The sequence below is a fragment of the Microbacterium sp. PM5 genome, from assembly GCF_003293595.1.
Taxonomy (GTDB): Bacteria; Actinomycetota; Actinomycetes; order Actinomycetales; family Microbacteriaceae; genus Microbacterium.
Map to the genome: position 1 here is coordinate 1,092,989 of NZ_CP022162.1, position 12,609 is coordinate 1,105,597.

At 69.7% G+C, this 12,609-nt stretch carries 14 protein-coding genes; 11 read left to right on the forward strand and 3 right to left on the reverse strand.

Going from position 1 to position 12,609, the window contains the following annotated elements; all coding sequences use genetic code 11:
* The first annotated feature begins 10 nt into the window (after positions 1-10).
* A complete protein-coding gene (locus CEP17_RS05395) occupies positions 11-520 on the forward strand; it encodes an ACT domain-containing protein (RefSeq protein ID WP_016465230.1) in 510 nt (169 codons plus the stop codon).
* A 28-nt stretch (positions 521-548) separates the two neighbouring features.
* On the opposite strand, the gene CEP17_RS05400 is transcribed toward CEP17_RS05395, so the two are convergent.
* Positions 549-1,709, reverse strand: a complete 1,161-nt coding sequence (locus tag CEP17_RS05400) for an SLC13 family permease (protein ID WP_112932875.1) — start codon at positions 1,707-1,709, stop codon at positions 549-551.
* A 182-nt stretch (positions 1,710-1,891) separates the two neighbouring features.
* Between CEP17_RS05400 and thrS the strand changes: the two genes are divergently transcribed.
* Genes thrS through CEP17_RS05415 form a run of 3 tightly spaced genes read left to right on the forward strand, consistent with a single transcriptional unit; the run spans position 1,892 to position 4,925 of the window.
* Positions 1,892-3,910, forward strand: coding sequence for a threonine--tRNA ligase (gene thrS, locus CEP17_RS05405; RefSeq protein ID WP_112931527.1), 2,019 nt, complete (start codon positions 1,892-1,894; stop codon positions 3,908-3,910).
* The gene (locus CEP17_RS05410) at positions 3,907-4,467 is read left to right on the forward strand and encodes an HIT domain-containing protein (protein ID WP_112931528.1); all 561 of its coding nucleotides are present in this window, start codon (positions 3,907-3,909) and stop codon (positions 4,465-4,467) included. Before thrS ends, CEP17_RS05410 begins: the two co-directional genes overlap by 4 nt.
* Positions 4,464-4,925 carry an SMI1/KNR4 family protein gene (locus CEP17_RS05415; protein WP_112931530.1) on the forward strand — a complete coding sequence of 154 codons (462 nt, stop codon included), beginning with the start codon at positions 4,464-4,466 and terminating at the stop codon, positions 4,923-4,925. Before CEP17_RS05410 ends, CEP17_RS05415 begins: the two co-directional genes overlap by 4 nt.
* A gap of 119 nt (positions 4,926-5,044) precedes the next feature.
* Here CEP17_RS05415 and pdxY read toward each other — a convergent pair whose 3' ends face one another.
* Positions 5,045-5,896 (reverse strand): pyridoxal kinase PdxY, encoded by an 852-nt coding sequence (gene pdxY, locus CEP17_RS05420; RefSeq protein ID WP_112931531.1) that lies wholly within the window; start codon positions 5,894-5,896, stop codon positions 5,045-5,047.
* A 7-nt stretch (positions 5,897-5,903) separates the two neighbouring features.
* Positions 5,904-7,262: an aminotransferase class I/II-fold pyridoxal phosphate-dependent enzyme gene (locus CEP17_RS05425; RefSeq protein ID WP_112932876.1), complete on the reverse strand. Its 1,359-nt coding sequence runs from the start codon at positions 7,260-7,262 to the stop codon at positions 5,904-5,906.
* A gap of 71 nt (positions 7,263-7,333) precedes the next feature.
* Here CEP17_RS05425 and pdxS point away from each other — a divergent pair, with 71 nt between their 5' ends.
* From pdxS to ruvB, 7 genes are all read left to right on the forward strand, one after another.
* Positions 7,334-8,257, forward strand: a complete 924-nt coding sequence (gene pdxS / locus CEP17_RS05430) for a pyridoxal 5'-phosphate synthase lyase subunit PdxS (protein ID WP_204359881.1) — start codon at positions 7,334-7,336, stop codon at positions 8,255-8,257.
* A complete protein-coding gene (pdxT, locus tag CEP17_RS05435; RefSeq protein ID WP_112931533.1) occupies positions 8,251-8,853 on the forward strand; it encodes a pyridoxal 5'-phosphate synthase glutaminase subunit PdxT in 603 nt (200 codons plus the stop codon). Before pdxS ends, pdxT begins: the two co-directional genes overlap by 7 nt.
* Positions 8,854-8,894: 41 nt before the next feature.
* Positions 8,895-9,428 (forward strand): DUF1697 domain-containing protein, encoded by a 534-nt coding sequence (locus tag CEP17_RS05440; RefSeq protein ID WP_112931534.1) that lies wholly within the window; start codon positions 8,895-8,897, stop codon positions 9,426-9,428.
* A 34-nt stretch (positions 9,429-9,462) separates the two neighbouring features.
* Positions 9,463-10,221 carry a YebC/PmpR family DNA-binding transcriptional regulator gene (locus tag CEP17_RS05445; RefSeq protein WP_036315793.1) on the forward strand — a complete coding sequence of 253 codons (759 nt, stop codon included), beginning with the start codon at positions 9,463-9,465 and terminating at the stop codon, positions 10,219-10,221.
* Between the two features lie 49 nt (positions 10,222-10,270).
* Positions 10,271-10,840 carry a crossover junction endodeoxyribonuclease RuvC gene (ruvC, locus tag CEP17_RS05450; RefSeq protein ID WP_112931535.1) on the forward strand — a complete coding sequence of 190 codons (570 nt, stop codon included), beginning with the start codon at positions 10,271-10,273 and terminating at the stop codon, positions 10,838-10,840.
* 64 nt (positions 10,841-10,904) lie between these two features.
* Positions 10,905-11,528 carry a Holliday junction branch migration protein RuvA gene (ruvA, locus tag CEP17_RS05455; RefSeq protein WP_112931536.1) on the forward strand — a complete coding sequence of 208 codons (624 nt, stop codon included), beginning with the start codon at positions 10,905-10,907 and terminating at the stop codon, positions 11,526-11,528.
* Positions 11,521-12,552: a Holliday junction branch migration DNA helicase RuvB gene (gene ruvB / locus CEP17_RS05460; protein WP_039415983.1), complete on the forward strand. Its 1,032-nt coding sequence runs from the start codon at positions 11,521-11,523 to the stop codon at positions 12,550-12,552. The genes ruvA and ruvB overlap by 8 nt, the downstream gene beginning before the upstream one ends.
* Positions 12,553-12,609: the final 57 nt, after the last annotated feature.

Consider the following 12,609-nt stretch of genomic DNA (forward strand, 5'->3'; position numbering starts at 1 on the left):
GGCTCGCCGCATGGCCCACCTCGTGCTCACCGTCGTCGGCGACGATCGTGCCGGACTCGTCAGCGCTCTCGCCCGCACCATCGCCGATCACGGCGGCAACTGGGAGCAGAGCGAACTCGCCGAGCTGGCTGGCGCCTTCGCGGGCATCGTGCTCGTCGCGGTGCCCGACGACCAGCAGCGGGCCCTCACGAGCGCCCTCAGCGGCCTCGACGGATTGCTGCGTGTGACGACGCACGACGCGCCGGCCGCGGCATCCGCCGACGCGCCTCACACCGTCTCGTTCACGGTCCTGGGCAACGACCGCCCGGGCATCGTCCGCGACGTCACCGCCGCCATCGCCGCGCACGCGCTCAGCATCGACACGTTCCGCAGCCGCACCCTCGACGCGCCGATGTCCGGGGGCACACTGTTCGAGGCGACCGTCACCGTCAGCCTGCCGGCCGCAGCGGATGCCGAGACGCTCACCTCGGCACTCGAAGCCCTCGCGGGGGAGATCCAGGTCGATCTCACCGTCGCCTGAGCCGAGAGGGTATCTCCGTGAGCGGTCGTCAGTGCAACGCGAGTGGGATGACGGCGAGCGCGACGGTGACCGGCGCGACGACGAGGCCCCACAGGATGTAGCGCTTCCACGGGACGTCCACGCCGACGGCATGCAGACGCTCGTGCCACAGGAGTGTGGCCAGCGAGGCCCACGGGGTGATCAAAGGTCCCGCGTTGACGCCGATGAGCAGAGCGGCGAGGCGCACGGGGGAGCCGGCCGCCGACTCCAGGGCGAGATAGGCCGGCAGGTTGTTGACGACGTTCGCCCCCAGCATGCCGACGCCCGCGACTTGCCAGAGCGAGAGGAGATCTTCGCCCGAACCGGTCGCGGCGGCCAGGAGCGCGCCCGAGCCGAGCGCCTCGGCCGCACCGACCGCGAGGAAAAGGCCGGACGCGAAGACGACGAGCTGCCACGGCACGAGCTCCCAGCGCAGGGCGGTCGGCGAGCGCCACGCGAAGACGATCGTGAGCACGACGGCGGCGCCCAATGCCGGCATCCACGGTGCAATGCCGATGACCAGCAGCGGCATCATGACGACGAGGACGACGGCCGAGATCCGCAGGAGCACGGGGTCGGACACCCGGGGCGGACGGGCGGGTGTGAAACGACCCCGCAGATCGCGCCGGTTCGTAAGCCACAGCAGGATCACCGTGACGACGGTTGCGATGATCGCCGACGGTCCCAGCAGACCGAGGAAGCCGAGCGCGTCGAGGTCGCCGAGACGATGGGCGGCGAGCAGGTTGGTGAGGTTGGACACCGGCAGGAACAGCGACGCGGTGTTGGCCAGCCACACCGTCGCGAACGCGAAGGGCATCGGCGACAGGCCGTTGGCGCGCGCGACGGCGACGACCACCGGTGTCAGCAGGACGGCGGTGGTGTCCAGCGACAGGAAGGCGGTCACGACGGCGGCGAACGCGACCACCATGAGCCACAGCACGATCACCCGGCCGCGCGAGAGGCGCGCCAGGCGCGCTGCGGCGGCGTCGAACACACCGGCGCGCGCCGCGAGCTCCGCGACGATCGTCACGGCGACGACGAACAGAAGGATCGGCCACACGCGGTCGCCGATCTCCAGCGCCGCGTCCACCGGCAGAACTCCGAACACGACGGCTGCGCCGCCCAGGAGCAGCAGCACCGCTCCGATCACGGCAAGCATCACGGCATCCATCATGGACCCTCATCGACCAGTCCCGGGCGGCGATAGACTGCACACATGGAACTGAGCCGGATCACCGCCTTCGCGACCGGCGCGCGCACGCCCGGCGTACGAACGATCTGGGCCTGAGCGGGCGGGGCGCACGGCGCCCGAAGCTGAGCATCCCATCCGATCCCTCTTCTGGAGACCTTCCCTTGACCGATGTCTCACCCGCGGCGGACGTGACCTATCCCGCCGACGGCTTCGCCCTGTTCCCCGACCGTTCCGTCGTCGCTCTGCGCGTCAACGGCGACCTGAAGGACCTCTCCACCGTCGTCACGGCCGATGACGCGGTCGAGCCCGTGCTGGTCGACAGCGCCGACGGTCTGTCGATCCTGCGCCACTCGACCGCGCACGTCATGGCCCAGGCCGTGCAGCGCATCAAGCCGCAGTCGAACCTGGGCATCGGCCCGCCGATCACCGACGGCTTCTACTTCGACTTCGGCAACGTCGACCCGTTCACGCCCGAAGACCTGAAGGCCATCAAGAAGGAGATGGAGCGCATCGTCCGCGAGAACCAGCGCTTCGTCCGCCGCGTCGTCGACGAGACCGAGGCACGCGAGCTCATGGCCGGCGAGCCGTTCAAGCTCGAGCTCATCTCGCTCGCCGGTGGTCCGGGCTCGGGGGCCAACGCCGCCGAGGGCGCCTCCGCAGAGATCGGCGCCGGCGAGCTCACGGTCTACGAGAACGTGAACCGCGAGGGCGAGGTGGTCTGGCGCGACCTCTGCCGCGGGCCCCACGTTCCCGGCACCCGCTACGTCGCGAACGGATGGGACCTCACCCGAGTGGCCGGCGCGTACTGGCGCGGCAGCGAGAAGAACCCGCAGCTGCAGCGCATCTACGGCACCGCGTGGCCCACCAAGGACGAGCTGCGCGCCTACCAGCAGCGCCTCGAGGAGGCCGCCAAGCGCGACCACCGCAAGCTGGGCAAGGAACTCGACCTCTTCTCGTTCCCCGACGAGATCGGCCCCGGCCTCAGCGTGTTCCACCCCAAGGGCGGCATCATCCGCTACGAGATCGAGCGCTACATGCGCGAGCGCCTGCTCGCCAGCGGCTACGAGGTCGTGAACACCCCGCACATCACCAAGGGCGACCTGTTCATGACCAGCGGTCACCTGCAGTGGTACGCCGACGGCATGTACCCGCCCATGGTGCTCGACGAGGTCGTGGATGCCGACGGTCACGTCAGCCGCGAGGGCCAGGAGTACTACCTGAAGCCCATGAACTGCCCGTTCCACAACCTCATCTTCCGTTCGCGCGGACGCTCCTACCGTGAGCTGCCGCTGCGCCTGAGCGAGTTCGGATCCGTCTACCGCTACGAGAAGAGCGGAACCCTCTCCGGCCTCACGCGCGTGCGCGGGATGACCCAGGACGACACCCACATCTACGTCACGGCCGACCAGGTCAAGGGCGAGCTCACCCACAGCCTCGACTTCGTGCTGCAGACGCTGCGCGACTACGGCCTCAACGACTTCTACCTCGAGCTCTCGACGAAGGAAGACGGCAACCCGAAGTTCATCGGGGCCGACGAGCTCTGGACCGAGGCGACCGAGACGCTGCGCGAGGTGGCCGAGGCCTCCGGTCTCGAACTCGTGCCCGACCCGGGCGGCGCGGCCTTCTACGGACCGAAGATCTCGGTGCAGGCGCGCGACGCGATCGGGCGCACCTGGCAGATGTCGACCATCCAGCTCGACTTCAACCAGCCCGAGCGCTTCGAGCTCGAGTACACCGGCCCCGACGGCGAGAAGCACCGCCCGGTGATGATCCACCGCGCACTGTTCGGCTCGGTCGAGCGGTTCTTCGCGATCCTGCTGGAGCACTACGCCGGGGCCTTCCCCGTGTGGCTCGCACCCGTGCAGGTCGTCGGCATCCCCGTCGCGGACGACTTCGCGCCCTACCTCGACGAGATCATCGCGCGGCTGCGCGCCGCCGGCGTGCGGGCCGAGGTGGACCACTCCGACGATCGGATGCCGAAGAAGATCCGCACCCACACCACGCAGAAGGTGCCGCTGCAGCTCATCGCGGGGGAGCAGGACCGCTCCGGTGGCACCGTCTCGTTCCGTTTCCGCGACGGGTCGCAGACCAACGGCATTCCGGTGGATGAGGCGATCGACAAGATCGTCGCCGCGATCTCGGGCAAGCTGCTCGTCAACACTGCGGAGGACCTGGCGTGAGCGCGGGGGACGCGGACGGTGATGCCCGCCTCGAGGAGGCGAGCGCTTTCGCCGGCGTCCCCGACGGCTTCCAGCGGCTCTGGACGCCGCATCGCATGGCCTACATCAACACCGGTGCCGACGCCCTGCGCGGCTCGGGCTGCCCGTTCTGCGCCGCGCCGCAGAAGTCGGATGCCGACGGCCTCATCGTCCACCGCGGCATCACCTCGTACGTCCTGCTCAACCTGTTCCCGTACAACTCGGGTCACATGCTGGTGTGCCCGTACCGCCACATCGCGACGTACGACCAGGCGACCCCCGAAGAGGTTGCCGAGATCGGCGAGCTGACCCAGGTCGGCATGCGGGTGCTGCGCGCCGTGTCGCGCTGCGACGGCTTCAACATCGGGATGAACCAGGGGGCGGTCGCGGGCGCGGGCGTCGACGAGCACCTGCACCAGCACATCGTTCCGCGGTGGAGCTCGGATGCGAACTTCTTCCCGATCATCGCCCGCACCAAGGCGCTGCCTCAGCTTCTCGGCGAGGTTCGCGAGGCCGTCGCGGCGGCCTGGCCGGCGTGAGAGCGGGCGGTCCCGACGACGGCGCGGAGCCGTTCGCGGTCGACGCCAGCAGATTGAGCGCGCTCCCGGCATCCACTGCCGAGCTGTGCGGCGACATCACCGCCTTCGACGCCCGCCGCGCCGAGGCAGAGACGAGCGAGCGTCAGGACCCGCTGTACTGGGTGGATCTCGAGGTGGCCCGAGGGTGGGTGCTCATCGGCGACAACGGGCAGGGCGATGAGTGGTGGCTCGGGCCGCACGGCGACGTGTGGTTCTTCGATCACACCGACGGCGAGCGTGCCGTGTCGCGCTTCACGCCGATGCACGTCTCGATCACGGAGTGGCTGATGGTGGGGCACGTGCTGCACGCGCTCGAGCAGATCGACGAGCCGGCCGCTCGTGACCACGACCGCATCCGTGCCGCGCTCGACGCGATCTCGCCCGAGCTCAGTGTGCGCTGGCCGTACGAGCTGTTCTGACCGGGCGCGGCGTTTCGACTCGCTGCGCTCGCTCAACGACCGGAGTGGAGACACCCGCCGGTCGTTGAGCGAGGCGCGCAGCGCCGCGTCGAAACGCCGCCGCGTCGAAACGCCGAACCTCAGCGCACCCGCGTGACGGGGAACTGCAGCCGCGGGTGGGCGTAGAACTCCTGCGCCTCGACAAGCTGCAGCTCGCGCTGCCCGGAATCGAACGTCGTCTGCAGCAGGTCGTAGACGCTCGAGACGGTCTTCGCCAGCGCGTCGGCGGCGTCACCGCTCGCACGATAGTGGGCCGTGAACAACGCCGCCGTGACATCGCCCGACCCGTTCGCCTTCATCGGGATGCGGGGCGTCTGCACGATCCACGCACCATCGTCGGTGACGGCCAGCATCTCGATGGTGCCCTCCGGTGCGTCCGGGCGCTCGACCGAGGTGACGAGCACGGTGCGCGGGCCCATCGCACGCGCGGCATCCGCCGACGAGAGCGTGGAGTCGAGATCAGCGGGATCCGTCTCGGTGAGAAAACCAAGTTCGAACTGGTTAGGCGTGATGATGTCGGCCGCGGGGACGACGCGATCGCGCAGCAGGATCGGGATGGCCGGCGCCACGAAGCAACCGCTCTTGGCATTGCCCATCACCGGGTCACAGGCATAGATCGCCGCGGGGTTGGCCGCTTTGACGCGGGCGACGGCATCGAGGATCACATCGGCGATTCCTTCCCCGCCCTGGTAGCCGCTGAGGACGACGTCGATCTCACCGAAGACACCGCGCTCCTCGATACCCGTGATGACGTCGCGCACATCGACGGGCGCGATGAGCGGACCGCGCCACGCGCCGTAGCCGGTGTGGTTGGAGAAGTTGACCGTGTACACGGGCAGCACCTCGACACCGATGCGCTGCAGCGGAAACACCGCGGCGGAGTTGCCGACGTGACCGTACGCGACGGCGGACTGGATGGAGAGGATCTTCATCGGGCGATCATCCTGCTTTCGAGGTCGCGGCCGCCGCGGGGATCGCCGCGGCCAGGTCAGAGGCCAGACGCTCGAGCTCGGCGTCGGACAGGTCGTGGACGGTGACTCGCAGGTGGCGCGCAGCGCGCTCGTTGTCGAGCACGAACTCGTCGCCGGGACGTGCGAGCCAGCCGCGACGCATGAGCTGCTCGGATGCCGCGCGCGCCGGCACCGGCAGCGGAACCCACAGGCTCAGGCCGTCGCCGGCGACCACCGGAACGCCTGCCGCGGTGAACGCCGCGGCGGCCGTCCGGTTGCGCGCGGCGTAGTGCGCGGCTGCCGCAGCCACCGCCGCGACGGCGTCCGGATCGGTGAGCTGTTCGAGCGCGACGCGCTGGAGCAGGTGGCTGACCCACGTCGCCCCGGGGTTGAGGCGCTCCGCCAGCCGCTCGGCCGTGTCGGGATCGGAGGCGACCACGGCGAGACACATGTCGGGCCCCAGGAACTTCGACACCGACCGGATGAGCGCCCAGCGCCGATGCGATGCGGGGATCACGGAGTGAAAGGGCTGCGCCGACAAGAGCGAGAAGTGATCGTCTTCGATGACGAGGACGTACGGATGATCGGCCAGAAGTGCTCGCAGGGCCGCGGCCCGTTCGGCGCTCAGACTCGCCCCTGTGGGATTCTGGGCGCGAGGGGTGAGCAGCACGGCGCGCACTCCGGCATCCAGCGCCGCCTGCAGCCCGGCGACGGTCATGCCCTCATCGTCGACGGGCACGGCGATGGGCCGGTACCCGCCGAGGCGGACCGTGTTCAGGCTCGCGAGGAAGCACGGATCTTCGAGGGCCACGGCGTCGTCGCGCGTGAGCGTCAGCGCGAGCAGGCGCTCGATCGCGTCGGACGCACCTCCGGTGATCGTCAGCCGCAGCGCCCGGTCATCTCCGACGGCGGTGCGCATCCACTCCTCGGCCCAGGCGGCCAGGTCGCGGTCGATGACGGGCTCCCCGTACAGCACCGGGCGACCCGCGATGCGGCTGAGCGCCGGCCGCAGATCGGGGATGAGTGCCGGGTCAGGGTTCCCTGCCGCGAGGTCGCGCAGCACCGTGCCGTGAGCGAAACCCTCCTGGGCCAGGGGAGCGCGTTCGACGACACGCGTACCGGCGCGACCGCGCGCTTCCACGAGCCCGGCCTGCGTCAGCAGCCGGTAGGCGGACACGACGGTGTTGCGATTCACGCCCAGATCGTCGGCCAGGTTTCGCACCGGGGGCAGTGCGGCGCCCGGCGCCAACTCGCCACGCTCGATTCTCTGTCGCACGCTGTCCGCGATGTGGGTCGCGGTGGACCCGACGATGCGCGGCGCCGCGGAGGCATCAGGGGCGGCGTTCACGTCCATCAGTCTATGTGACAGAACATGCTACGTTTTGGCCTAGGCCAATGTCCGCACCGCCCTCCGCGGCGATGACCGACATCCACACCCGAAGGAGAACGCCCGTGTCCACTCCCCTCACCGGATCATCGCGCGTCAAGCGCGGCCTCGCCGAGATGCTCAAGGGCGGCGTCATCATGGACGTCGTCACGCCCGACCAGGCGAAGATCGCCGAGGATGCCGGGGCCGTCGCCGTCATGGCCCTCGAGCGCGTGCCCGCCGATATCCGCGCCCAGGGGGGAGTGTCGCGGATGAGCGATCCGGACATGATCGACGGCATCATCGAGGCCGTGTCGATCCCCGTCATGGCGAAGGCCCGCATCGGGCACTTCGTCGAGGCGCAGGTGCTCCAGGAACTCGGCGTCGACTACATCGACGAGTCTGAGGTGCTCTCACCCGCGGACTACGTGAACCACATCGACAAGTGGAACTTCACCGTCCCGTTCGTCTGCGGGGCGACCAACCTCGGCGAGGCGCTGCGGCGCATCACCGAGGGCGCGGCGATGATCCGCTCCAAGGGCGAGGCGGGCACCGGCGATGTGTCGGAGGCCATGAAGCACATCCGCAAGATCCGCGGCGAGATCGCCGCGCTCGGTGCGCTGTCCCGCGATGAGCTGTATGTCGCCGCCAAGGAGCTCCAGGCCCCCTACGAGCTGGTCGCCGAGATCGCCGAGACCGGAACGCTCCCGGTCGTCCTGTTCGTCGCCGGCGGGGTCGCCACACCCGCCGACGCCGCGATGATGATGCAGCTGGGCGCCGACGGCGTGTTCGTCGGCTCCGGCATCTTCAAGAGCGGCGACCCGGCGGCCCGTGCCGCCGCGATCGTGAAGGCGACCACGTTCTTCGACGACCCGAAGGTCATCGCCGACGTCTCGCGCGGCCTCGGCGAGGCCATGGTCGGCATCAACGTCGCCGACCTGCCGGCCCCGCACCGGCTCGCCGAGCGCGGATGGTGACGTCCGGGATGCCGCGCGTCGGGGTCCTCGCCCTCCAGGGAGACGTTCGCGAGCACGTCCGGAGCCTGGAGGCGCTGGGCGCGGAGGCCGTCGCGGTGCGCCGGCCCGCCGAGCTGGCCACCGTCTCCGGCCTGGTCATCCCGGGGGGCGAGTCCAGCGTGATCGACAAGCTGGCGCGCACGTTCGGCCTGCAGCAGCCGATCCGCGCTGCGATCGCCGATGGGATGCCGGTGTACGGCACGTGTGCAGGGCTCATCCTGCTGGCGGACCGCATCGCCGATGGTATCCGTGGACAGGAGAGCGTCGGCGGGCTCGACATCACCGTGCAGCGAAACGCCTTCGGCTCACAGATCGACTCGTTCGAAACGCAGCTCGAGGTCGCCGGATTCGACACCCCCGTGTCGGCGACGTTCATCCGAGCGCCGCGGGTGGTGCAGACCGGACCGGAGGTCGACGTGCTGGCCTCGCTGCCGGACGGCGCGATCGTCGCCGTGCGCCAGGGTGCACTGCTCGGCACCGCCTTTCATCCCGAGATGGCGGGGGAGACGCGGTTCCACCAGCTGTTACTCGACCTCATCGCCGCGCGCGCGAGCTGAGCGGGTGCCGCGATGTCGGTGCGGCGGGCTAGCGTGGCGACATGACCACCTGGGTGGCGCTCCTTCGCGGAGTCAACGTCAACGGCATCACCATCCGCGGCGCCGATCTCGCCGACCTGATGCGCGCGCTCGGCTTCGGCGAGGTGAAGACGATACTGGCCAGCGGCAACGTGCGCTTCACCGCCGACGTCGACGTGTCGGACCGCGCGAAGCTGAAGAAGCGGATCGAAGACGCCCTGCGCGAACGATTCGACTATGACGCCTGGATCGTTCTCGTCACCCTGGCCGAGCTGGACGCGACCGTCTCGACGTTCCCCTTCGACGCCGACGACGACGCCCGCCAGCCCTACGTCGTCTTCTGCAGCGAGATGGCGGTGCGCGACGCGCTGGCGGACGCCGCAGCCTCCTTCGACCCGCGGGAGGATCCGACGCAACCGGGGTTCGGCGTCGTCTACTGGAGCCCGCCGAAGGGGCGCACCCTCGACACCGCATTCGGAAAGCTGCTCGGACGCGCCGAGTACAAGCCGACGACCACGACACGAAACCTCCGCACGCTCGTCAAGATCCTCCGCTGAGAAGCAGCGGTGTCGCCTGAGTAAACTGGAGATCATGTCCGGACACTCCAAATGGGCCACGACCAAGCACAAGAAGGCGGTCATCGACTCCCGCCGCGCGAAGTCGTGGGCGAAGCTCATCAAGAACATCGAAGTCGCCGCCAAGCTCGGCGGCCCGGACCTGCAGGGAAACCCGACCCTGTTCGACGCGGTCCTCAAGGCCAAGAAGACTTCGGTCCCGAAGGACAACATCGACCGCGCCATCAAGCGCGGTGCCGGTATCGGCGGCGAGTCGGTCGAGTACTCGTCCATCATGTACGAGGGATACGGCCCCAACGGCGTCGCCCTCATGATCGAGTGTCTGACCGACAACAAGAACCGCGCCGCCGCCGAGGTGCGCACCGCCCTCAGCCGCAACGGCGGAACCCTCGCCGACCCGGGATCGGTCGCCTACAACTTCTCCCGCAAGGGCGTCATCGTCGTCTCCGAAGACAACGCGAGCGAGGACGACATCATGCTCGCTGCCCTTGAGGCCGGCGCCGAGGAGATCGAGCCGCACGCGCAGGGCTTCGAAGTCATCACCGAGGCATCCGACCTCGTCGCCGTGCGCTCCGCGCTGACCGAGGCCGGCATCGAGTACGAGTCGGCCGACGTCGAGTTCGTGCCGAACCTCAAGGTCGAGATCGACGCCGAAACGGCCCGCAAGATCTTCCGCCTGATCGACGCGCTCGAAGACAGCGACGACGTGCAGAACGTCTTCAGCAACTTCGACTTGAGCGCCGAGGTGCAGGCCGAACTCGAAGACGACGAGTAAGCCGCGCGTCGAATCGCCGCGTCCGGGCCGCGGCGCTTAGCGTGGGGGAGTGGCATCCGCTCTGCGCGTCCTCGGCATCGACCCGGGCCTGACCCGGTGCGGCGTCGGCGTCGTCGACGTGCGCCCCGACCGGTCGGCGGCACTCGTCCACGTGGGCGTGGTCCGCTCGGGCGCCGAGCTTCCCGTCGCCGAACGTCTCGCCCTCATCGCGCGGGGGCTGCGGGAGGTGCTCGCGACACACCGCCCGGACGTGGTCGCCGTCGAGCGGGTGTTCGCCCAGCAGAACCGCAGCACGGTGATGGGCACCGCGCAGGCCAGCGGCATCGCGCTGCTCCTCGCCGCCGAACACGGCCTGCCCGCCGCCACGCACACCCCCTCCGAGGTCAAGGCGGCGATCACCGGCTACGGCTCCGCCGACAAGCGGCAGGTGCAGACGATGGTCGCGCGCGTGCTGCGCCTGGATGCCCTGCCGCAGCCGGCCGACGCCGCCGATGCCCTCGCCATCGCCCTCTGCCACGGGTGGCGCCGCGACGCCTCCGCGGGCAGCGCCGTCTCGGGCACCCTCACCCCGGCCCAACGGGCGTGGGCGGATGCCGAGAAGAAGGCGGCGCGACGCTGACGGCTCCTCGGGCGGCACGCGTGTCGATCGAACAAAAATGCGAACGCATGTCTAGGGTGGTGCCATGATCTCCTCGCTGCGCGGCCGTGTGCTGCATCTGGACGCCGAGTCGGCGATCGTCGAGGTCGGAGGCGTGGGCTTCAGCGTGTCGGTGCCCGCCGCCCTGGCCCGCTCGCTCCACGTCGGCGACGAGACGACGCTGCACACCGCACTCATCGTGCGGGAGGACGCCCTGTCGCTGTTCGGCTTCGCCGACCGCGAAGAACTCACCGTCTTCCATCACTTGCTCAGCGTGTCGGGCGTGGGCCCGAAGTCCGCCCTCGGCGTGCTGTCATCGCTCAGCGTCGATCAGATCGCGCACGCCGTCGCCGACGAGGACGACGCCCCCTTCCGGCGCGTTTCCGGGATCGGCCCCAAGACCGCCAAGCTCATCGTGGTGCAGCTCGCGGGCAAGCTCCACGTGACCGGAGCAGCGAGTCGAGCGGCCGCCGGGCCCGCCTCCGGCGACATCGCCGGTCAGGTCGTCGCTGCGCTCACCGCCCTCGGGTGGAACGAGCGCACCAGCGTCGAGGCGGTGACGCTGGTGCTGGATGCCGCGACCGACGCCGATAGCCGGTCGGTGCCGGTGCTGTTGAAGCTCGCCCTCGCCCAGCTGGGGCCCGCCCGTCCGGAGCGCGCCGGTGTCTGAGCCGCACGATCCCGCCCTGGCGCAAGACGAGACCGAGCTCGCTGTCGAGGGCGCGCTGCGACCGGCATCCCTCGCCGAGTTCGTCGGCCAGCAGAAGGTGCGCGGACAGCTCCAGCTGCTGCTCGATGCGGCGCGCATCCAACAGCGTCCGCCGGATCACATCCTGCTGTCCGGGCCGCCCGGGCTCGGAAAGACGACTCTCGCGATGATCGTGGCGCACGAGAGCGAGCGCCCCCTGCGTCTGTCGAGCGGACCGGCCATCCAGCATGCGGGCGATCTCGCCGCGCTGCTGTCGAGCCTGGTGCCCGGTGAGGTGCTCTTCATCGACGAGATCCACCGGATGGCGCGTTCCGCAGAGGAGATGCTGTATCTCGCCATGGAGGATTTCCGCATCGACATCATGGTGGGAAAGGGAGCCGGAGCCACCAGCATCCCGCTCGATCTGGCGCCGTTCACCCTCGTGGGCGCGACCACCAGGTCGGGTCTGCTGCCCAACCCGCTGCGCGATCGCTTCGGATTCACCGCTCACCTGGAGTATTACGAACCCGACGAGCTGGAACAGGTGATCTCGCGCTCGGCAACCGTGCTCGGCGTCGATCTGCCCCGCACGGCCCGCGCCGAGATCGCCCGACGCTCCCGCGGCACACCCCGCATCGCGAACCGCCTCCTGCGGCGGGTGCGCGACTACGTCATCGTGCACGGATCCCGTGCATCGTCGGCGACGGATGCGCACGTCGCGGCTGCGTTGGAGCTCTACGACGTCGACGCGATCGGACTTGATCGCCTCGACCGCGCGGTGCTGGACGCCGTCGTCCGTCGTTTCCGCGGGGGACCGGTCGGTCTCAGCACGCTCGCGGTGACGGTCGGCGAGGAAGCTGAGACGATCGAATCGGTCGTCGAGCCCTATCTCGTGCGCATCGGCTTTCTCGGGCGCACGCCGCGGGGACGGGTGGCCACGCCCGAGGCCTACGCGCACCTGCGCGTGCCCAGGCCGGACGGGGCGCTCAGATTCGATGACCTATAATCACTGAAGGCTTCCTGCCGCCCTCTTCAGCGTCGATCCGGCGCACTCCCGAAAGGT

Excerpts from the sequence above, each read along its gene's own strand:
- pdxY (WP_112931531.1), bottom strand. The coding sequence starts at position 5,896 with ATGAAGATCCTCTCCATCCAGTCCGCCGTCGCGTACGGTCACGTCGGC.
- pdxS (WP_204359881.1), top strand. The coding sequence starts at position 7,334 with ATGACCGACATCCACACCCGAAGGAGAACGCCCGTGTCCACTCCCCTC.
- CEP17_RS05440 (WP_112931534.1), top strand. The coding sequence starts at position 8,895 with ATGACCACCTGGGTGGCGCTCCTTCGCGGAGTCAACGTCAACGGCATC.
- pdxT (WP_112931533.1), top strand. The coding sequence starts at position 8,251 with ATGGTGACGTCCGGGATGCCGCGCGTCGGGGTCCTCGCCCTCCAGGGA.
- ruvA (WP_112931536.1), top strand. The coding sequence starts at position 10,905 with ATGATCTCCTCGCTGCGCGGCCGTGTGCTGCATCTGGACGCCGAGTCG.
- CEP17_RS05400 (WP_112932875.1), bottom strand. The coding sequence starts at position 1,709 with ATGGATGCCGTGATGCTTGCCGTGATCGGAGCGGTGCTGCTGCTCCTG.
- CEP17_RS05395 (WP_016465230.1), top strand. The coding sequence starts at position 11 with ATGGCCCACCTCGTGCTCACCGTCGTCGGCGACGATCGTGCCGGACTC.
- CEP17_RS05445 (WP_036315793.1), top strand. The coding sequence starts at position 9,463 with ATGTCCGGACACTCCAAATGGGCCACGACCAAGCACAAGAAGGCGGTC.